This window comes from Pseudomonas sp. EU05-FHT14B02 (assembly GCF_058791055.1).
The window spans coordinates 1-18974 of record NZ_JBYTDD010000041.1; the positions used below are offsets into that span (position 1 = coordinate 1).

Below are 18974 nucleotides of genomic sequence, written 5' to 3' on the forward strand. Positions count from 1 at the left end.
GCAATAGCCTCCGAAAGACACCCTGTGAAAGCTTAGAGAGTGATCACAGGGTGTGAGGGGGGAGCCATTTCATTAGGAGTGTGCGTTCCAGTGTAGGAGCGAGCCTGCTCGCGAGAGCTATCTAACGGTCAACACTCGCCTCAGGGCTTGGTCTTCTCGGCATCCGCCACCTGCGGCACTTGCGGCAACGTCGCGCCTTTGGGCCAGAGCATCCAGATCTGCCCCTGCTGTTTCATGTCCCCGGCCAGTTGCCCGGCCGCATCCCCGGTGCCCCAGAACAGATCCGCCCGAACCTCGCCGGCAATGGCGCCGCCGGTGTCCTGTGCTGCCACGGGGCGAACCAGGGCCGTGCCGTCCGGTCTGGTGGTGGACAGCCACAACAGGCTGCCCAGCGGAATCACCTTGCGATCCACTGCCGCGCTGTAACCGGCGGTCAACGGTACGTTCAGCGAGCCGCGCGGACCTTCGTTGCTGTCCGGGTTGCGGGTGAAGAACACATAGCTGGGGTTGCTGCCGAGCAGCTCGGGAATCCGCGATGGATTGGCCTTGGCCCAGGTGCTGATGGCGCCCATGGTCACGTCTTCTTTTTTCAGTTCGCCCTGTTCCACCAGCCAGCGGCCGATCGGTCGATACGGGTGGCCGTTCTGATCGGCGTAGGCAATGCGCAACTGGCGACCATTGTCGAGCTGGATACGACCCGAACCCTGGATTTGCAGGAACTGCAGGTTCATCGGATCGGTCAGCCAGGCCACGACCGGCGCATTGACCCCTTTGCTTTCGATGGCTGCCGCATCGTCGTATGGCTTGAGCACGCGACCTTCGAGCCGACCGCGCAGGCGCTTGCCCTTGAGTTCCGGGTAAATGCTGTCGAGGGCGACGATGATCATGTCCTCGGGGACGCCATAGACCGGCACATTGGCAGCGCTGGTCTGGGTCAGGCTCCCGGGGTAGACCGGTTCGTAGTAGCCGGTGATCAGGCCGTTGGGGTTGTCGTTGGCGGCGCGCAGGCCATAGACATCGAGGTTCTGTTTGAGAAAGCCGCGAATGTCGCTGGCGGTTTGCGGCACGTTGACAGCCGCTGCGCAGGTCCCCCCCCAGACCGGATCGGCCTTGAGTCGGGTACAGGCGCTGCGCCAGGAACCGAAACCGGCGACCAGGTCGCTGTCGGACACCGCCGGCAGCGCTTCCCATGTGGCGCTGGAGTAGGTGGCCAGGGCGTGGGTTTTCGGTTGTTGGTTGTCGCCACCGGTGCAACCTGCAAGCAGGGCCACCATCGGCAGGGTCCAGGCCAGGCTGTGACGCCATGCCTTGAAACGGCTGTTCATGGAGTGGTTCCTTTGCCGGTTGCCTGAGCGCTCCATGCGCTCAAGCAACCCTTGTTGATAATAGGGCTATTGGTCTTTGCCGATGACGCGAGGATACTGGCCGCCGTTTCCCGTGACCTGAAGCCACCATGACTCTTAAAAGACTTTCTGTTGTATTGCTGGCCTGCCTGACGCTGTCCGCTTGCGGCGGTATCGACCCCAACTCGCCGCTCGGTCAGCGCAAGGCCATTTTCAAGCAGATGCTCAAGACTGGCGAAGACCTGGGCGGTATGTTGCGTGGGCGCATTGCCTTCGATGGCCCGAAGTTCGCCGAAGGTGCGGTGAAGCTCGATGCGTTGTCCCGTGAGCCGTGGCAGCATTTTCCACAAGTGCGCGAGGAGGATCGCACCAGCGCCAAAAGCGATGTCTGGGAGCAACAGACACGCTTTCAGGCAATGGCCCGCGACCTTGAAAGCGCCACCGGTGAATTGGTGATCGCCAGCCAGGTCCAACCCTACAAGGCCAGCAACCTGGGGCCGGCGGTACAGAAAGTCGAAGATGCTTGCAGTGCTTGTCATAAGGCGTTTCGGGATCATTGATTGGCGTTGCCCGGTCTGACGTCTTCGCGAGCAGGCTCGCTCGCGAAGGCTGCTTCGGCAACACCGAAGATCTCTGTTTGTTACCAGTGATTACTTATCCAGCTCATCCAGTGCGTTCTGCAATTCCTTGCGGGCATCGGCGAGTTTGTCTTTGCGCTTGTTGATTTTGTCGGGATCGCCTTTGCTCATGGCCTTGTCGAGGTCTGCCTGACGCTTGCTGACTTCGTGCTTGGCGTCGAGCACCTTGTTTTCCCGTTCCTTCTTCAGCGAGGTGTCGGTGCAGTTCGCTTCGACTTCGCTCAAGGCCTTTTCCAGGCCTGCCTGCTGGTCGGCGTTGCCGTGGACCTTGGCCAATTCGATCTGGTTGACGATGCCTTGCTTCTTGGCGGCGCAACCGGTCAGCCCCGGCGCTTCCTCGTCCGCCATCAACGGGGTGGCCAGCACGCTGCAAAGGGTCAACAGGGCGAGCGGTGAAAGAAATTTCATAAAAGCTCCATGTAGGAAAGCAAGCAGGCCACTGTGGCAATGGCTTGTTGGAGCCCAGCGGTCCCCTGGGGTTCCCGGTGGGCGCAGGGTCGGCAGCTAAAAGCCGTCAATCCCCGCATCACGTAAAGTTTCACTCAAGCCCAGTACCTGCGGATCGCGGAAAAAAGCGCTCAGTTGCGCCGCGCGCCCTGGTCCGATATCGGCTTCGGCCCGCCATTGTTCAGTGTCTCGCTGGGCCAGTACCAGCCATGAATCGCCGAGATGCGCCTCACCTGTCGGCGGCAATCCCAAGGCTTTGAGCCAGTGCGCGAACGGGCGTTGTCGGGCCTGGTTGAAGCTGTCTGCAAGACGAGCTGCGCTGCGCTCGCCGAAACCGTCAATGGTAGCAAGCTCTTGGGCATCGAGGGTCAACCAATCCAGCAGTCCATTCAGCCGACCTGTTGCAAGAAGTTTTCCCCAGGTGCCCGGACCCACATTGGGCATCGCCAGGCCTTGTTTGCTGCTGAGCCAGGTCAGGCGCGCGAGAAACTGGCTCTCACAGCCCGGAGTCGGTTGCCAGCAACTCAATGAATGAAAGTCTTCTGCCCGCGGCGCGTTCAATTCGGCGCGTTCGCTGCTGCGCAATACAACCCTATCGAGCCTGGGAATGGTCAGCCCGGCCAGGCTGATGGCGACCTGATCACCTGGGCGGATGTCCAGCGTCTGCCAGCGCTGCAACGAACCGACGCTGACGTGCTTGATCTGCCGGTCATCAAGCTTTACCGGGGCCAGTTCAAGAACCGGAGTGATTCGCCCGGTCCGGCCGATTTTGAAGTGAACCTGGCGGACTTCGGCCAGTGCCTGGGCGAATGGGTATTTCCAGGCGATGGCCCAGTAGGGTGACCTGGCCTGCCAGCGTTCGGCGGCTGGGCGCTGATTCTGGCGCAAGACGATGCCGTCGCTGGCAAAGGGCAAGGGGAAACGATACCAGTGCTCGCGCCAGCGTTCGGCATCAATGACGGAGGCAATGGGCTGGCTGTATGCAGTGGTACTCGGGAAGCCCAGTGCAGTCAGCGCCGCGGCACGCTCGGGCACGCTCGCCGGTCCTTGGGGCCAGTCCCAGACAAACAGGTCGATGCCGGCGGCCTGTTCGGCACTCAAGACCTTGCGTGCCATCAGGCCGGCCACCGAGGCACGAGCATTGAGGCTACCGGCCCGGGCCTGAACATGATCGGTCAGGCGCCAATACAGTTCGCCTTGCACGATCAAGTCCCGGGCCTGCGATAGCCGTTGCGGGATGGCCGGAATCTGCCGCGCAGGAACCGTCCAGTCCTGGCCGCTTTCGCCGTCACCGCGGCTGATTGCCTGGGCCAGCAGGCCGCTGCGGTAAACCAGGGTCACCGCCACGCCATCGATTTTAGGCTGGACCCAGACATCCACCCGGTCACGCAGCCATTTTTCCACAGCGGGCTGATCGTGCAGTTTGTTCAGGCCGGTGTGGGCGATGGGGTGGGGCAGCGTGCCGCGCGCAGTGCGCAAGGGGTCTGCAGGTGGGCTCAGGTTAAAGCAGTGGCGCCATTGGGTGAGTCGCGCACGGGACTGGTCGTAGAGTTCATCGGCGACCAGTGAGCGTCCCTGGCGGTGATAGCTGTCGTCCCAGAGGTCTATTTGTTGTTGCAGTTTGCCGACTTCGTTCCGGGCGCGTTCGGCTGGCCATTTCGGGCACTCGGCGGCGCTGGCGGTCAGGTAGGCAAAGGTCAGTAGAGCGGCGAAAAACAGGCGCAGGTCGGGAAGCATCTTGAGCGTCCTTGCTCGGTGAGGTGCGTGAAGGCTAGGTCAGTATCAGTTGGCGCAGCGAGGGGGTGTTTTACCGAGTATTTCTGGTGGTTGTGCTGGCCTCATCGCGAGCGCCCGCTCCCACAGGGAATTGCGTTTGCCCACGGGGCTTTGTCACACCAAAGATCAACTGTGTGCGAGCCTGCTCGCGAAGGCGGACACGCGGTATCAAGCACAAGGTAATAAAAAGCCCCGCAGGGCGCGAACCGTGCGGGGCTTCGGGTGTTGCGGGGGGAGTCTTACAGGCCGGCAGCAGAACGCAGGGCGTCGGCGCGGTCGGTTTTTTCCCAGGTGAACGTGGTGAAGGTGTCGTCACCAACGGTCTTGGTCGCCGGGGTGCGACCGAAGTGGCCGTACGCAGCGGTTTCCTGATACATCGGGTGCAGCAGGTCAAGCATGGTGGTGATCGCGTATGGACGCAGGTCGAACACTTCGCGGACCAGTTTGACGATCTTGTCATCGCTGATCTTGCCGGTACCGAAGGTGTTCAGCGAGATCGAAGTCGGCTGGGCAACACCGATGGCGTAGGACACCTGGATCTCGCAGCGCTCGGCCAGGCCGGCGGCAACGATGTTCTTGGCCACGTAACGACCGGCGTAGGCCGCCGAACGGTCAACCTTCGATGGATCTTTACCGGAGAACGCGCCACCGCCGTGACGGGCCATGCCGCCGTAGCTGTCGACGATGATTTTGCGACCGGTCAGACCGCAGTCACCCACTGGGCCACCAATGATGAACTGGCCGGTCGGGTTGATGTGGAACTGGGTGTCCTTGCTCAGCAGTTCGGCAGGCAGCACGTGCTTGACGATCAGCTCCATCACGCCTTCGCGCAGGTCGTTGTACGACACTTCCGGGTTGTGCTGGGTCGACAGAACAACAGCGTCGATACCGACAACCTTGCCGTTTTCGTAGCGGCAGGTCACTTGCGACTTGGCGTCCGGGCGCAGCCAAGGCAGCAGGCCGGATTTACGGGCTTCAGCCTGGCGCTGCACCAGTTGGTGCGAGAAGGTGATCGGTGCAGGCATCAGCACGTCGGTTTCATTGCTGGCGTAGCCGAACATCAGGCCCTGGTCGCCGGCACCCTGATCTTCAGGCTTGGCGCGGTCGACACCCTGGTTGATGTCAGGGGACTGCTTGCCGATGATGTTCATCACGCCGCAGGTCGCGCCGTCGAAGCCAACGTCGGAGCTGGTGTAGCCGATGTTGGTGATCACGTCACGAACGATCTGCTCCAGATCAACCCAGGCGGAAGTGGTGACTTCGCCGGCGATGATCGCTACGCCCGTTTTCACCAGAGTCTCGCACGCCACACGGGCGAACTTGTCTTCAGCAATGATGGCGTCCAGCACCGCATCAGAAATCTGGTCGGCGATTTTGTCCGGATGCCCTTCAGACACGGACTCGGAGGTGAAAAGGGAGTATTCGCTCATCTCGATGTTTTCCTGAAATTACCGATGGTGAGTGTCGCCAGCCGGTCGCTGAAAATGGCGGACCTGGATCTGGAAACCATTACGTAAGCCTACATAGAGGCTTTCCCCGGGAACGAGTCCCGCAGCGGTGGCCCAACGGGCCAGATCGTCCTGTTCAAACCCCAGCCAGAGATCACCGCAGGCCTCCTTGGCCCAACTCTGGTTGTGGCTACATAACTCTGTCACTAACAGGCTACCGCCTGGTTGCAGCAAATGGGCCATGTGCTTGAGTGCATCGGCCGGTGCGGCAAAATGGTGCAGCACCATGTTCAGTACCACGCAATCGGCCTTGAGGCTGACGCCGTTCAATGCATCGGCCAGTTGCAGGCTAACGTTAGTCAGCTTGTCGCGTTCGCAGACCTGGCGCGCCAGTTCGAGCATCGCGCTGCTGTTATCCAGCGCCGTGACTTGCGCGAAGCGGCGCGCCAGGTCCGGCAGGAATGCGCCATCGCCGGGGCCGACTTCAATGGCCGTGGCGTCTTTGTCGAAGCTCAGCTTGTCGAGCAGGGCCACCACGCTTTCGCGGTATTGCGGCAGGCCGGCGATCAAGTCTTGCTGGGCGCGAAACTTCTCCGCAACCCTTGAGAAAAAATCCTGGCTGGCCGCCGCACGTTGCCCATGGACCTGGGTGATGCGCGACTGTACGTCGGTCGGCAGCGTCAGGTTGTCCACTTCTTCGAGCAATGCTGCGTGCAGTTTGCCGCCCAGCAGTTCGGTGTGGGGCAGCGCGCGACGGTAGAAAATCGCGTTGCCTTCGCGGCGCGTTGCCACCAGGTCGGCCTGTGCCAGTACCTTGAGGTGGTGGCTCATGCCTGACTGGCCGATGCCGAAGATCTGCGCCAGTTCCAGTACACCGAACGAGTCATTGGCCAGTGCGCGCAAGACATTCAACCGCAGGGGATCGCCGCCAGCCTTGCACAAGGCCGCCAGTTCATCGCAATCGTCATGTTGAATGGAGGGCACGCGTAAATTCATAAGGCCGGCAGTCTAGTCACGGGTCGAAGGTATCGCAAGAGCAATATCAAAAAGTTTTGATATTGCTCGATAGATGGCACTTCTCGACGTTAGCTTTTGTCAACAATCGGACGGCGGAAAGGTTTCACCAGGCGAATACGTCGTTATCCATTGGAAAAACGCCTTCAGATGACTATCTGTCATTGCCCCGAGGCGGCCCGGTGAGGGAAAATGCTCGCCTTTTTTCCGTTTCGTTTTAATCAAGCCCCCAGGAGAACAGCGATGCCTAGCCGTCGTGAGCGTGCCAACGCCATTCGTGCCCTCAGCATGGATGCCGTGCAAAAAGCCAACAGCGGCCATCCCGGTGCCCCTATGGGTATGGCAGATATCGCCGAAGTACTTTGGCGCGACTACCTCAAGCACAACCCGAGCAATCCATCGTTTGCCGACCGTGACCGCTTCGTGCTGTCCAACGGCCACGGCTCGATGCTGATCTACTCACTGCTGCACCTGACCGGCTACGACCTGTCGATCGATGACCTCAAGCAGTTCCGTCAACTGCACAGCCGCACCCCGGGCCACCCGGAACTCGGCTACACCCCGGGCGTAGAAACCACCACCGGTCCACTGGGCCAGGGCCTGGCCAACGCCGTGGGTTTTGCCCTGGCTGAAAAAGTCATGGCGGCGCAGTTCAACCGTCCTGGCCACAACATCGTCGATCACCACACCTATGTGTTCCTGGGTGATGGCTGCATGATGGAAGGCATTTCCCACGAAGTCGCTTCCCTGGCCGGTACCCTGGGCCTGGGCAAGCTGATCGCCTTCTACGATGACAACGGCATCTCCATCGATGGTGAAGTCGAAGGCTGGTTCACCGACGACACCCCGAAGCGTTTTGAGTCCTACAACTGGCAAGTGATCCGCAATGTCGACGGTCACGACCCGGAAGAGATCAAGACGGCGATCGACACTGCACGTAAAAGCGAGCAGCCAACCCTGATCTGCTGCAAGACCACCATCGGTTTCGGTTCTCCGAACAAGCAAGGCAAGGAAGATTGCCACGGCGCTCCGCTGGGTGACGCGGAAATCGCCATGACCCGTGCGGCGCTGAAATGGAACCACGGCCCGTTCGAAATCCCGGCCGATATTTATGCCGAGTGGGACGCCAAGGAAGCCGGTCGCGCTGTGGAAGCCGAGTGGGACCAGCGTTTCGCTGCCTACTCCGCAGCATTCCCTGCCGAGGCCAACGAACTGGTTCGTCGTCTGAGCGGCGATCTGCCGGCAGACTTCAGCGAAAAGGCCGATGCCTACATCGCCGAAGTCGCTGCCAAGGGCGAAACCATCGCCAGTCGTAAAGCCAGCCAGAATGCCCTGAACGCATTCGGCCCGCTGCTGCCTGAGTTCCTCGGCGGTTCGGCTGACCTGGCCGGTTCCAACCTGACCCTGTGGAAAGGTTGCAAAGGTGTTACCGCCGAAGACGCCAGCGGCAACTACATGTACTACGGCGTGCGCGAGTTCGGCATGACCGCGATCATGAACGGCGTTGCCCTGCACGGCGGCCTGGTGCCTTATGGCGCGACCTTCCTGATGTTCATGGAATACGCCCGCAATGCGGTGCGCATGTCGGCGCTGATGAAGCAGCGGGTGATCCACGTCTACACCCACGACTCCATCGGTCTGGGCGAAGACGGCCCGACTCACCAGCCAATCGAGCAACTGGCCAGCCTGCGCTGCACGCCGAACCTCGATACCTGGCGCCCAGCCGACGCCGTTGAATCGGCGGTGAGCTGGAAGTACGCACTGGAGCGCAAGGACGGTCCTTCGGCCCTGATCTTCTCGCGTCAGAACCTGCAGCACCAAACCCGCAATGCGATTCAGATCGAAGAGATCGCGCGTGGCGGTTACGTGTTGAAGGACTGTGCAGGCGAGCCTGAGCTGATCCTGATCGCCACCGGCTCGGAAGTCGGCCTGGCCGTTCAGGCCTTCGACAAACTGACCGAGCAGGGCCGCAAGGTGCGCGTGGTTTCCATGCCGTGCACCAGCGTGTTCGATGCCCAGGACGCCGGCTACAAGCAATCGGTGCTGCCGTTGCAGGTCAGCGCCCGTATCGCCATTGAAGCTTCCCACGCCGACTACTGGTACAAGTACGTGGGCCTGGAAGGCCGCGTGATCGGCATGACCACCTACGGCGAGTCGGCGCCTGCGCCAGCCTTGTTCGAAGAGTTCGGCTTCACCCTGGAAAACATCCTGGGTCAGGCTGAAGAGCTGCTGGAAGACTAAGCACAACGCGGTGGTTTCATGATCACCGCGAACCCTGTAGGAGCGAGCTTGCTCGCGATGGTCGTTAACGATAACGCTGAGTGTCTGGATAAATGCGTTGTCTTGAAGTCCATCGCGAGCAAGCTCGCTCCTACAAGGGTGTGTTGTTAACGAGATTTCGTCTGACTGCGTCTATCGAGAACCCCATGCCTCAACCGCGTCCCTACAAAGTTGCACTCAACGGCTACGGCCGGATTGGTCGTTGCGTCTTGCGTGCGTTGTTCGAGCGAGGCGAAAAGGCCGGGTTCGAGATTGTCGCGATCAACGATCTGGCGGACATGGCCAGTATCGAATACCTGACACGCTTTGACTCCACCCATGGCCGGTTCCCCGGCGAAGTGAAGGTCGAGGGCGATTGTCTGCATATTAATGGCGACTGCGTGAAGGTCCTGCGCAGTGCCACCCCCGAAGGCATCGATTGGGCGTCCCTGGGCGTCGATCTGGTGCTGGAGTGCTCCGGCGCTTACCACACTCGCGAAGACGGCCAGCGTTTCCTCGACGCCGGCGCCCCGCGTGTGTTGTTTTCCCAGCCGATGGCCAGCGAGACGGACGTAGATGCGACCATCGTCTACGGCGTGAACCAAGACTGCCTGACCGGCGACGAATTGCTGGTGTCCAACGCGTCCTGCACCACCAACTGCGGCGTGCCGCTGTTGCGCCTGCTGAATCAGGCCATTGGCCTGGATTACGTGTCGATCACCACCATTCACTCGGCCATGAACGATCAGCCGGTCATCGATGCCTATCACCACGAAGACCTGCGCCGTACCCGTTCGGCGTTCCAGTCGGTGATTCCGGTGTCCACCGGTCTGGCGCGAGGTATCGAACGCCTGCTGCCGGAACTTGCCGGACGAATTCAGGCCAAAGCCGTGCGGGTGCCGACGGTCAACGTGTCCTGCCTCGATATCACGATGCAGACCGCTACTGCGACCGACGCCACCGAGGTCAACCGGATACTGCGCGAAGCCGCCACCAGCGGCCCGCTCAAAGGCCTGCTGGCCTATACCGAGTTGCCTCATGCAAGCTGTGATTTCAACCATGACCCACATTCGGCGATCGTCGATGCCAGTCAGACCCGCGTTTCCGGCCCTCGGCTGGTGAACATCCTGGCCTGGTTCGACAATGAATGGGGTTTTGCCAACCGAATGCTGGACGTTGCAGAACACTATCTGCAAACAGCAACTTCAAAAAAACCGTAGGAAGTGCGACCCATGACCGTGTTGAAGATGTCCGACCTCGATCTGCAAGGTAAGCGCGTATTGATCCGCGAAGACCTCAACGTCCCAGTCAAGGACGGTGTTGTCACCAGCGATGCGCGTATCCTGGCCTCGCTGCCGACCATCAAGCTGGCCCTGGAAAAAGGCGCGGCCGTGATGGTCTGCTCGCACCTTGGCCGTCCGACCGAAGGCGAGTTCTCAGCCGAGAACAGCCTCAAGCCAGTCGCCGACTACCTGAGCCGCGCCCTGGGCCGTGAAGTGCCACTGGTGGCCGACTACCTGGGCGGCGTTGACGTCAAGGCCGGCGACATCGTGCTGTTCGAAAACGTACGCTTCAACAAGGGCGAGAAGAAGAACGCCGACGAACTGGCCAAGCAATACGCCGCCCTGTGCGACGTGTTCGTGATGGACGCCTTCGGCACCGCTCACCGCGCCGAGGGTTCTACCCACGGCGTGGCCAAGTTTGCCAAGATCGCTGCCGCCGGCCCACTGCTGGCTGCTGAACTGGATGCACTGGGCAAGGCCCTGGGCGCACCGGCCAAGCCGATGGCTGCCATTGTTGCCGGTTCCAAGGTGTCGACCAAACTCGACGTACTGAACAGCCTGAGCCAGATCTGCGACCAGTTGATCGTTGGCGGCGGCATTGCCAACACCTTCCTGGCCGCTGCCGGTCACCCGGTCGGCAAGTCCCTGTACGAGCCTGACCTGCTCGACACTGCTCGCGCCATCGCCGCCAAAGTCAGCGTACCGCTGCCAGTGGACGTGGTGGTTGCCAAGGAGTTCGCTGAAAGTGCCGCTGCAACCGTCAAGCTGATCGCTGACGTCGCTGCCGACGACATGATCCTCGATATCGGCCCACAGACCGCGGCGAATTTCGCCGAGCTGCTGAAGTCGTCCAAGACCATCTTGTGGAACGGCCCGGTTGGCGTATTCGAATTCGATCAGTTCGGTAACGGCACCAAAGTGCTGGCCCAGGCTATCGCGGACAGCGCGGCGTTCTCCATTGCTGGCGGTGGTGACACCCTGGCGGCCATCGACAAGTATGGCGTGGCGGAGCAGATCTCCTACATTTCTACCGGTGGTGGTGCGTTCCTCGAGTTCGTCGAAGGCAAGGTCCTGCCAGCCGTCGAAGTCCTGGAAAGCCGGGCCAAGGCCTGAGGGTTGCCCGTTTGACCAGGCAAGGGAGTGTTGACATGGTCAAGACGTTAGCGCTGTTGATCGTCGCGGGTTCGCTGGCGGCTTGCGGGAGCAGCCCGAAAGCCACGCCGGAATCCGAGGCGCCTGCGTCACGCAACGGCTGTTATCAGGCCGACTGGCAGGCGGAAACCAACCCGGTGCTCAACAAGCGCTCCGGGCCCGAGGGCCTGGACAAATACGAGACCCGGGCACCCGCCAAGGAACATGGCTGCCCTTGACGGGTCTGACTCTTTACTCAGGGCTGACGGCGTGCGCCGTCAGTCGAGGGACATGGATGAAAGGTTTTATCGCCGTTACGGCGCTGGCGCTGTTGGCTGGTTGTTCTCAGTTGAACCTGTTCCAGTCGTCCGCACCTGTGGATAGCTGGACCACCTGGACCTGCGACAGCCAGGCCAAAGTGCTGTGGCGTTACACCGACGACAGCCTCAGGGAAGTCGACGTGCGTCTGGGCGGTGCCGATCAGGTCTACCGCTTGAAACAGGAGCCGGGTGCATCGGGCTCGCTGTACAGCAATGACATGCTGGCGTTTCACATAAAAGGTGAGGAAGGCCTGGTTTACTGGGTCGCCACCAATGATTTGATTGGCCGCGGTTGTAAAGCGCAATAAACGGCAGCGCTGTACCTGTAGGAGCGAGCATGCTCGCGATGGTCGTTAACGATAACGCTGGGCGCCTGAATGCCCGCGTTGTCTGGGCCACCATCGCGAGCATGCTCGCTCCTACAGGGGCCGCGTCGGAACTGATGCAACACCGAATTCGCAGCCCGGGCTTAACCCCCGATCTGCAATAACTTGAATAGCCGCCGCCGCTACGGCAGGCTGGCACGATTAACGACCCTCAACCGGGAGAGATACATACAATGGCACTTATCAGCATGCGCCAGATGCTGGACCACGCAGCCGAGTTCGGCTACGGCGTTCCAGCCTTCAACGTCAACAACCTTGAGCAGATGCGCGCCATCATGGAAGCCGCTGACAAGACTGACTCCCCGGTGATCGTCCAGGCTTCGGCCGGTGCTCGCAAATACGCCGGCGCACCGTTCCTGCGTCACCTGATCCTGGCAGCCATCGAAGAATTCCCGCACATCCCGGTGTGCATGCACCAGGACCACGGCACCAGCCCTGACGTCTGCCAGCGCTCCATCCAGCTGGGCTTCAGCTCGGTGATGATGGACGGTTCCCTGGGTGAAGACGGCAAGACCCCGACCGACTACGACTACAACGTGCGTGTGACCCAACAAACCGTAGCCATGGCTCACGCCTGCGGCGTTTCGGTAGAAGGCGAACTGGGTTGCCTGGGTTCGCTGGAAACCGGCATGGCCGGTGAAGAAGACGGCATCGGCGCCGAAGGCGTCCTGGATCACAGCCAGATGCTGACCGACCCGGAAGAAGCCGCTGACTTCGTAAAACGCACTCAGGTGGATGCCCTGGCCATCGCCATCGGCACCAGCCACGGCGCCTACAAGTTCACCAAGCCACCTACCGGCGACGTACTGGCGATCGACCGCATCAAGGAAATCCACAAGCGCATTCCGAACACTCACCTGGTGATGCACGGTTCGTCTTCGGTTCCGCAAGAGTGGCTGGCGATCATCAACCAGTACGGCGGCGACATCAAGGAAACCTACGGCGTACCGGTTGAAGAAATCGTCGAAGGCATCAAGCACGGCGTGCGCAAGGTCAACATCGACACCGACCTGCGCCTGGCATCCACTGGCGCAATGCGTCGCCTGATGGCCACCAACCCGAGCGAATTCGACCCACGTAAATTCTTCGGTGCCACCGTCACCGCCATGCGCGACGTGTGTATCGCTCGCTACGAAGCCTTCGGTACTGCCGGCAACGCTTCGAAGATCAAGGCGATCTCGCTGGAAGGCATGTATCAGCGTTACCTCAAAGGTGAGTTGAACGCCAAGGTCAACTAAGCCTTTCGCGTTTGAGCCCCATAAAAAACCCGCCGAGACAGGCGGGTTTTTTATGGGCGATGATCCAGGATCGACGCTCCCACAAGATCAACAGTGCCTCGATATCAATTGTTGTGATCGATATCCAGCTTGCTGAAGGTCACTTTGCCGCCTTCAGTGGTGTACCCGGTGTTGTCCTGTACATAGACCCCGGCCTTGAAATACAACGGTTTTTCACGCCAGGTTGTGCTGATTTGCGTTTCCCATTGATAACCTGCCGCGCTGATGCCCAAGGAGCCACCGGGGCTGAGGTGAATGAGGTAGTTGAACTCCTGATCGAGTTTCACCCCGGTCGCAACGACGATCACCCGGCCTGTATCGTCATCGGGATGCATCCGGACCTTGGCGACGATATTGCCGGTGGCTGTGCTGGTTTTGTATTGGTATTCAACCTTCACCAGAGGTTTCTGGCTTTGAAAGGCATGGATCTGTCCGATGACGATTTTTCCGGAACTTGGCACCTGGTTCACTGCCAGAGTGGCATACAACAAATTGTCGGCTTCCGGGTAATACCAGTTTTTTAACGTGCCGTTGCTATAGGTTTCACGCAATTCGGTGCGCGGATAAATCGCGTTTTCGGTACGGGAACCGGTTACGGGCGTCCAAAAAAACAATGTGCCTGTGTCTGAATGGAAGTATTGATCCTTGAAACCATCCACCAACTTGGCGGTTTCGACGGTGTACGGCGGGCTGCCAACGGGGACGCTGAGGTTCCAGGTTGCAAGATCGATCATGTCGGTTCTTCCACTTGATTCATGCTGTACGGACGTACCAGAAGCTCTAGCCCGCACCTTCGGGGGCGGCCTTTATAAGCGTAGCGGGAGAATTTGTTAATGCCCGTCTGACGGGTGGATGACGTCAACATTCTGTCGAGGCGACATCTTTTCCGGTTTCCATCGCCTGAGTCATCGACCGTTAGTCGGTAAAAAGACACTATGATTAAATGATGGCCTACTGACACCTTCTGCTTTTGCAGAACCGGGTCTAGAGTGAAGGCGCAGTACTTGTCCGGTTTTCACGAGAAACCGGCCTGACACCCCGCAATTAGAGAAGCAGCATGGAATGCGCGCAACCCACGCCAGTAGAAGGCGGCTCAACTCTTTTAGTCGTCGATGATTACCCCGAAAACCTGATCAGCATGCGCGCGTTGTTACAGCGCCAGGGCTGGCGGGTCATTACTGCCACCTCGGGTTTCGAGGCCCTTGGCTTGTTACTTGAACACGATATCGACCTGGTGCTGCTGGACGTGCAGATGCCGGACATGGACGGTTATGAAGTGGCGCGCCTGATGCGCGGTAGCCAGCGGACCCGTCTGACGCCGATCATTTTCCTGACCGCCAACGAACAGTCCCAGGATGCCGTGATCAAGGGCTATGCCAGTGGTGCGGTGGATTATCTGTTCAAACCGTTCGACCCGCAGGTTTTTACGCCCAAGATCCAGGCGTTGCTCGAGCACCAGCGTAACCGCCGGGCCTTGCAGCGCCTGAGTCTTGATCTGGAAGCGGCTCGTGCCTTTAATGCGTCGGTGCTGGAAAACGCAGCCGAAGGCATTCTGGTGTTGGGTGAGGACGGTGTGATTCGTTTTTCCAATCCGGCAATGTCGCGGTTGCTCAATGCCACGGTGCAGGAACTGCAAGGCAAGGAGTTTCTGGACTACCTGCAAAAACCGCATATCCCGATCTGGGCCGACTCCGAGTTGCTGGCCGGATACAAACGCGGTGAAACCCTGCGCCTGCACGATGCCCTGCTGCGTACGGCGCCCGGCCAACAGGTGCCAGTGGCCTTGTCCTGCGCGCCATTGCCTGTCGAACAACATGCGATGGTAGTGACCGTGCTGGACATGTCGGTGGTGCGTCATCTGCATCAGCAGCTGGAGTTTCAGGCGGTCACCGATCCGCTGACCGGGTTGCTCAATCGCCGGGGTTTCTACCAGACCGTAGAGAACCTGCTGTTGCGCGGCGAGCGTTCCGACAGTGCATGGGTCTTGATGTATCTGGACCTCGACGGCTTCAAGCGCGTCAATGATTCGCTCGGGCACGATGCCGGCGATCGGGTGCTGCGCTGGGTTTCCGAACAGTTGAAGGCTTGCCTGCGGCCTTTCGACATTCTGGCGCGGATGGGCGGCGACGAGTTCACCGCGTTGCTGGATCTGGAGTTCCCCGAGCAGGCGGCGAAGATTGCCGAGAAGCTCATCGAGCGAGTGTCGATCTGTCAGCAGATCGACGGCCTCGATATCGCTCTGGGTGCCAGCATCGGCATTGCCACGTTCCCTGATTGTGGCGCCAATCTCGACGGGATGATGCGGGCGGCCGACATAGCCATGTACGAAGCCAAGCGTGCCGGTCGCCAGCAATATCGCTTCTACGATCACGACATGAACGGCCGGGCGCGCACGCGGCTGATGCTGGAAGAAAGTGTGCGCACGGCCATCGAGAACCGGGATTTCAATCTGGTGTATCAGCCTCAGGTTGCGATTGCCGACGGGCGGATTCGTGGTTTCGAGGCCTTGTTGCGCTGGCAGCATCCGAGCGTTGGCGATGTCCCTCCGGGGCTGTTTTTGCCATTGCTGGAGGAGGCGCGGCTGATCAGTCGTCTGGGCAGCTGGATTTACCATCGCGGCGCCGGGCAACGCAAAGCCTGGGAGTCCCTGTTTGCCGAGGACCTGGTGCTCGGCGTCAGCTTGAGCAGTACGCAGTTCGGCATGCCCAACCTGGTCGCCGAGTTGCGCCAGGTGCTGGAGCGACATGGCCTGCAACCGCGTCACCTGGAAGTCGAGGTTACGGAAGAGGCCTTGATGCACAACCCTGAAGAAACCCGCAAGCAATTGCGCCTGCTGCACAACCTGGGCGTACGCGTGGCATTGGATGACTTCGGGGCCGGACCCTGCTCCCTGACGCACTTGCGCGACCTGGAACTGGATACCCTCAAGATCGACCGCCATTTGATCGCCCGGTTACCGGATTCGGCAAAGGATGCGGCGCTGGTGCGAAGTGTGATCGACCTGTGCAAGCAGTTCGGGATGTTGGTGATTGCCGAAGGGGTGGAAACCGTCGCTCAGTTTGAATGGCTGCAAGCCAACAGCTGTGAATATGTGCAAGGTTTTCTGGTGGCCCGGCCGATGATGGCCGAAGACACCGGGGTCTTTGTCCAGCCGTTTGACTGGGGCGCGCTGCCCCGCTGAATTCGCTACACTGGCGACCTTTTAGTGACCTGTATTGCCGCCCCGATGACCGTGTTGAAATATCTCCAGGCCTATCCCGCCACCTTGCAGGATCAGGTGCGCCAGCTGATCGCCGACGGTCGGCTGGGCGATTACCTGAACCAGCGTTACCCACAAAAGCACGGGGTGCAGAGCGACAAGGCGCTGTACACCTATGCTCTGGACCTCAAGCAGGAGTACTTGCGTAACGCTCCGGCCATCGACAAGGTGCTGTTCGACAACCGTTTGGACCTGACCCACCGTGCCCTTGGTCTGCACACCACGATTTCACGGGTACAGGGTGGCAAGCTCAAGGCCAAGAAGGAAATCCGCATCGCTTCACTGTTCAAGGAAGCGCCTTGCGAGTTCCTGAAAATGATCGTGGTGCATGAGTTGGCGCACTTCAAGGAATCGGACCACAACAAGGCATTCTACAAACTGTGCGAACACATGCTGCCGGGTTATCACCAGGTGGAATTTGATGTGCGGGTGTACCTGACGTGGCGGGATCTGTAGGAGCTGCCGCAGGCTGCGACCTTTTAAGGAGCATTGGATGGACGTGAGCAAGACCAAGAGCAGCTTCTATCGCCGGTTGTACGTGGCGTACCTGATCGACAGCGGGCTGGCCAGCAGTGTTCCGGCGCTGACCGACGTCACCGGCATGCCCCGGCGCACGGCACAGGACACCATCGCGGCGTTGGCGGATCTGGATATCATTTGTGAGTTCGAGCAGGAAGAGGGCGCGCGCAACCATGCGGGGCGCTATCGGATTCGCGAGTGGGGTGCGATCGATCGCGGGTGGATCGAGCGCAATCTGCGGCAGATCAAGGCGGTGTTGGAGTATCCCTGAGATTTGCGGTGCCTGAGCTGACGCCATCGCGAGCAAGCTCGCTCCCACAGTTGATTTGAGTTGTGAACCCAATCCAGTGTGGGAGCGAGCTTGCTCGCGATAGGGCCTTCAGGGGCGGCGCATCCCGATGTGTGGAATGCCATCCTCGACATATTCCTCACCCGCCACGACAAACCCGTACCGCCCGTAATACCCCTGCAAATGCGCCTGGGCCGAGAGGTAGACCGGCAAACCGGGCCAGTATTTTTCGATCTGTTTGAGTGCCTGTTCCATCAGCTCATGCCCCAGCCCGGCACCGCGTGCCTGGGGTGCAATGATCACCCGCCCGATCACGACGTCGCCGCCCTGTGATTGCGGGTCAAGCAGGCGCAGGTAGGCCACCAGCCGATTACCGTCCCAGGCCATCACGTGGAGTGTGTCACCTTCCAGATCCTGGCCATCGATATCCTGGTAAACGCATTTCTGTTCTACGACGAACACTTCTGCACGCAGCTGCAAAATGGCATACAACTGCTCCTTGCCCAGGTCGCTGTGGTGTTTGCAGATCCAGTCGACTGTCATGGTTTGATTCCTTGAAAACGTCGTTCCGATACTAAGCGCACTCACGCCAGAAGTCTTTATGGCGGAAGAATCTGTGATAAAGGCCAAAATGCCATCATTCATTTTTCGCGCGGATGGCTTCTTTGTGTAATCTGGATCGAAGCGCTGTGCTGTGGCTTCGATGAGCGAATGTTGAGTACCCGGGCCTTGCCGGTACAGGGGGCTTGGGGTTTTGGCTGAAAACACGTCGGGCAAGCCGCCCGCTAAGGATTTTCTGGCATGTCGCGATTGCATCGAGCTTTGGCCTTGATTGGATTGCTGTTGCTGGTTCAGGGGGCGGCAGCAGAAAAACTGCGGTTGGTCGCTGATGCCTGGCCCCCCTTTACCGATTCCACGCTCGTCAACGGTGGTCTGGCGACGGATATTGTCAGTACCGCGCTCGCCAGGGCTGGCTACGCCAGTGATTTCGAACAGGTGCCCTGGGCACGGGCCTTGATGGGATTGGGCGAGGGGCGATACGACGTGCTGGTCAACGCGTGGTACTCGGAGGAGCGGACCAGGCTTGGCCAGTTCTCCGGCGAGTACCTGCTCAATCGCGTGCGCTTTCTCAAGCGCAAAGACGCGTCCATCGAATTCAACAACCTGCAGCAATTGCACACCTATCCGATTGCCGTCGTGCGTGGATATGCCTATTCGCCCTCGTTCGACAACGACGAGTCGTTGCAGAAAGTCCCTGTGCACAGTTTCGCCATGGCGGTACGCATGCTCGCGGCTGACCGGGTCAAGTTGACGCTGGAAGATGAGTTCGTCGCCCGCTACTACCTGGCCCGTGAGTCACCCAAGGTGCGGAACGCCGTGGAGTTCCTGCCCACGCCATTAAGCGAGAACAGCCTGCATATCATGGTCAGCCTGAAGAATCCCGAGCATGCACGGATCGTCGCCGGTTTCGACCGCGAGATAGCGGCGATGAAGGCAGACGGGAGCTATGACAAGTTGATGAAACGGCATGGGATGTGAGTGGGTTGAGCCAGTTTCTGTGTTGTTGCTGATGGCCTCATCGCGA

At 60.0% G+C, this 18974-nt stretch carries 18 protein-coding genes; 11 read left to right on the forward strand and 7 right to left on the reverse strand.

Annotated elements, in window-relative coordinates; genetic code table 11:
- Positions 1-140: 140 nt before the first annotated feature.
- A complete protein-coding gene (gene mltA, locus AC3WTM_RS27595; RefSeq protein ID WP_102672274.1) occupies positions 141-1325 on the reverse strand; it encodes a murein transglycosylase A in 1185 nt (394 codons plus the stop codon).
- 128 nt (positions 1326-1453) lie between these two features.
- On the opposite strand from mltA, the gene AC3WTM_RS27600 reads away from it, so the two are divergent.
- The gene (locus AC3WTM_RS27600; protein ID WP_102672275.1) at positions 1454-1903 is read left to right on the forward strand and encodes a c-type cytochrome; all 450 of its coding nucleotides are present in this window, start codon (positions 1454-1456) and stop codon (positions 1901-1903) included.
- Between the two features lie 90 nt (positions 1904-1993).
- On the opposite strand, the gene AC3WTM_RS27605 is transcribed toward AC3WTM_RS27600, so the two are convergent.
- The 4 genes from AC3WTM_RS27605 to AC3WTM_RS27620 form a co-directional block, all read right to left on the reverse strand.
- Entirely contained in the window at positions 1994-2389 is a 396-nt protein-coding gene (locus AC3WTM_RS27605; RefSeq protein ID WP_102672276.1) for a DUF1090 domain-containing protein, read from the reverse strand.
- A gap of 96 nt (positions 2390-2485) precedes the next feature.
- Positions 2486-4165: an NAD-dependent DNA ligase LigB gene (gene ligB, locus AC3WTM_RS27610; RefSeq protein WP_102672277.1), complete on the reverse strand. Its 1680-nt coding sequence runs from the start codon at positions 4163-4165 to the stop codon at positions 2486-2488.
- 278 nt (positions 4166-4443) lie between these two features.
- Complete coding sequence (gene metK, locus AC3WTM_RS27615; protein ID WP_008050251.1) at positions 4444-5634, reverse strand: methionine adenosyltransferase; 1191 nt, start codon at positions 5632-5634, stop codon at positions 4444-4446.
- A gap of 18 nt (positions 5635-5652) precedes the next feature.
- Positions 5653-6648 (reverse strand): ArsR/SmtB family transcription factor, encoded by a 996-nt coding sequence (locus AC3WTM_RS27620; protein WP_057712962.1) that lies wholly within the window; start codon positions 6646-6648, stop codon positions 5653-5655.
- A gap of 261 nt (positions 6649-6909) precedes the next feature.
- Between AC3WTM_RS27620 and tkt the strand changes: the two genes are divergently transcribed.
- The 6 genes from tkt to fba all read left to right on the forward strand — a co-directional run bounded on the left by tkt (position 6910) and on the right by fba (position 13283).
- On the forward strand, positions 6910-8907 hold the full coding sequence (gene tkt, locus AC3WTM_RS27625; RefSeq protein WP_102672278.1) for a transketolase: 1998 nt from the start codon (positions 6910-6912) through the stop codon (positions 8905-8907).
- A gap of 185 nt (positions 8908-9092) precedes the next feature.
- Positions 9093-10145 (forward strand): erythrose-4-phosphate dehydrogenase, encoded by a 1053-nt coding sequence (epd, locus tag AC3WTM_RS27630; protein ID WP_057716543.1) that lies wholly within the window; start codon positions 9093-9095, stop codon positions 10143-10145.
- Positions 10146-10157: 12 nt separating this feature from the next.
- On the forward strand, positions 10158-11321 hold the full coding sequence (locus tag AC3WTM_RS27635; RefSeq protein ID WP_102672279.1) for a phosphoglycerate kinase: 1164 nt from the start codon (positions 10158-10160) through the stop codon (positions 11319-11321).
- Between the two features lie 35 nt (positions 11322-11356).
- Positions 11357-11578, forward strand: a complete 222-nt coding sequence (locus AC3WTM_RS27640) for a hypothetical protein (protein WP_102672280.1) — start codon at positions 11357-11359, stop codon at positions 11576-11578.
- Between the two features lie 56 nt (positions 11579-11634).
- Positions 11635-11967, forward strand: coding sequence for an MliC family protein (locus AC3WTM_RS27645; protein WP_102672281.1), 333 nt, complete (start codon positions 11635-11637; stop codon positions 11965-11967).
- 251 nt (positions 11968-12218) lie between these two features.
- Complete coding sequence (gene fba, locus AC3WTM_RS27650) at positions 12219-13283, forward strand: class II fructose-bisphosphate aldolase (protein WP_007981624.1); 1065 nt, start codon at positions 12219-12221, stop codon at positions 13281-13283.
- 104 nt (positions 13284-13387) lie between these two features.
- Here fba and AC3WTM_RS27655 read toward each other — a convergent pair whose 3' ends face one another.
- Positions 13388-14056, reverse strand: a complete 669-nt coding sequence (locus AC3WTM_RS27655) for a polysaccharide lyase family 7 protein (RefSeq protein WP_102672282.1) — start codon at positions 14054-14056, stop codon at positions 13388-13390.
- A gap of 323 nt (positions 14057-14379) precedes the next feature.
- On the opposite strand from AC3WTM_RS27655, the gene AC3WTM_RS27660 reads away from it, so the two are divergent.
- The 3 genes from AC3WTM_RS27660 to AC3WTM_RS27670 are packed head-to-tail and all read left to right on the forward strand — an operon-like array spanning position 14380 to position 17371.
- Positions 14380-16503 (forward strand): putative bifunctional diguanylate cyclase/phosphodiesterase, encoded by a 2124-nt coding sequence (locus AC3WTM_RS27660; protein ID WP_102672283.1) that lies wholly within the window; start codon positions 14380-14382, stop codon positions 16501-16503.
- Positions 16504-16548: 45 nt separating this feature from the next.
- Complete coding sequence (locus tag AC3WTM_RS27665) at positions 16549-17037, forward strand: YgjP-like metallopeptidase domain-containing protein (protein WP_057712969.1); 489 nt, start codon at positions 16549-16551, stop codon at positions 17035-17037.
- Positions 17038-17074: 37 nt separating this feature from the next.
- Positions 17075-17371, forward strand: coding sequence for a winged helix-turn-helix domain-containing protein (locus AC3WTM_RS27670; RefSeq protein WP_102672284.1), 297 nt, complete (start codon positions 17075-17077; stop codon positions 17369-17371).
- A gap of 108 nt (positions 17372-17479) precedes the next feature.
- On the opposite strand, the gene AC3WTM_RS27675 is transcribed toward AC3WTM_RS27670, so the two are convergent.
- Positions 17480-17932, reverse strand: a complete 453-nt coding sequence (locus tag AC3WTM_RS27675) for a GNAT family N-acetyltransferase (protein ID WP_057712970.1) — start codon at positions 17930-17932, stop codon at positions 17480-17482.
- Positions 17933-18190: 258 nt separating this feature from the next.
- On the opposite strand from AC3WTM_RS27675, the gene AC3WTM_RS27680 reads away from it, so the two are divergent.
- A complete protein-coding gene (locus AC3WTM_RS27680) occupies positions 18191-18928 on the forward strand; it encodes a substrate-binding periplasmic protein (RefSeq protein WP_102672285.1) in 738 nt (245 codons plus the stop codon).
- Positions 18929-18974 lie beyond the last annotated feature (46 nt).

Coding starts and splice junctions, on each gene's coding strand:
- epd (WP_057716543.1), top strand. CDS start 9,093: ATGCCTCAACCGCGTCCCTACAAAGTTGCACTCAACGGCTACGGCCGG.
- AC3WTM_RS27635 (WP_102672279.1), top strand. CDS start 10,158: ATGACCGTGTTGAAGATGTCCGACCTCGATCTGCAAGGTAAGCGCGTA.
- metK (WP_008050251.1), bottom strand. CDS start 5,634: ATGAGCGAATACTCCCTTTTCACCTCCGAGTCCGTGTCTGAAGGGCAT.
- AC3WTM_RS27605 (WP_102672276.1), bottom strand. CDS start 2,389: ATGAAATTTCTTTCACCGCTCGCCCTGTTGACCCTTTGCAGCGTGCTG.
- ligB (WP_102672277.1), bottom strand. CDS start 4,165: ATGCTTCCCGACCTGCGCCTGTTTTTCGCCGCTCTACTGACCTTTGCC.
- AC3WTM_RS27645 (WP_102672281.1), top strand. CDS start 11,635: ATGAAAGGTTTTATCGCCGTTACGGCGCTGGCGCTGTTGGCTGGTTGT.
- tkt (WP_102672278.1), top strand. CDS start 6,910: ATGCCTAGCCGTCGTGAGCGTGCCAACGCCATTCGTGCCCTCAGCATG.
- AC3WTM_RS27670 (WP_102672284.1), top strand. CDS start 17,075: ATGGACGTGAGCAAGACCAAGAGCAGCTTCTATCGCCGGTTGTACGTG.
- fba (WP_007981624.1), top strand. CDS start 12,219: ATGGCACTTATCAGCATGCGCCAGATGCTGGACCACGCAGCCGAGTTC.
- AC3WTM_RS27655 (WP_102672282.1), bottom strand. CDS start 14,056: ATGATCGATCTTGCAACCTGGAACCTCAGCGTCCCCGTTGGCAGCCCG.
- mltA (WP_102672274.1), bottom strand. CDS start 1,325: ATGAACAGCCGTTTCAAGGCATGGCGTCACAGCCTGGCCTGGACCCTG.
- AC3WTM_RS27680 (WP_102672285.1), top strand. CDS start 18,191: ATGTCGCGATTGCATCGAGCTTTGGCCTTGATTGGATTGCTGTTGCTG.
- AC3WTM_RS27620 (WP_057712962.1), bottom strand. CDS start 6,648: ATGAATTTACGCGTGCCCTCCATTCAACATGACGATTGCGATGAACTG.
- AC3WTM_RS27665 (WP_057712969.1), top strand. CDS start 16,549: ATGACCGTGTTGAAATATCTCCAGGCCTATCCCGCCACCTTGCAGGAT.
- AC3WTM_RS27600 (WP_102672275.1), top strand. CDS start 1,454: ATGACTCTTAAAAGACTTTCTGTTGTATTGCTGGCCTGCCTGACGCTG.
- AC3WTM_RS27675 (WP_057712970.1), bottom strand. CDS start 17,932: ATGACAGTCGACTGGATCTGCAAACACCACAGCGACCTGGGCAAGGAG.
- AC3WTM_RS27660 (WP_102672283.1), top strand. CDS start 14,380: ATGGAATGCGCGCAACCCACGCCAGTAGAAGGCGGCTCAACTCTTTTA.
- AC3WTM_RS27640 (WP_102672280.1), top strand. CDS start 11,357: ATGGTCAAGACGTTAGCGCTGTTGATCGTCGCGGGTTCGCTGGCGGCT.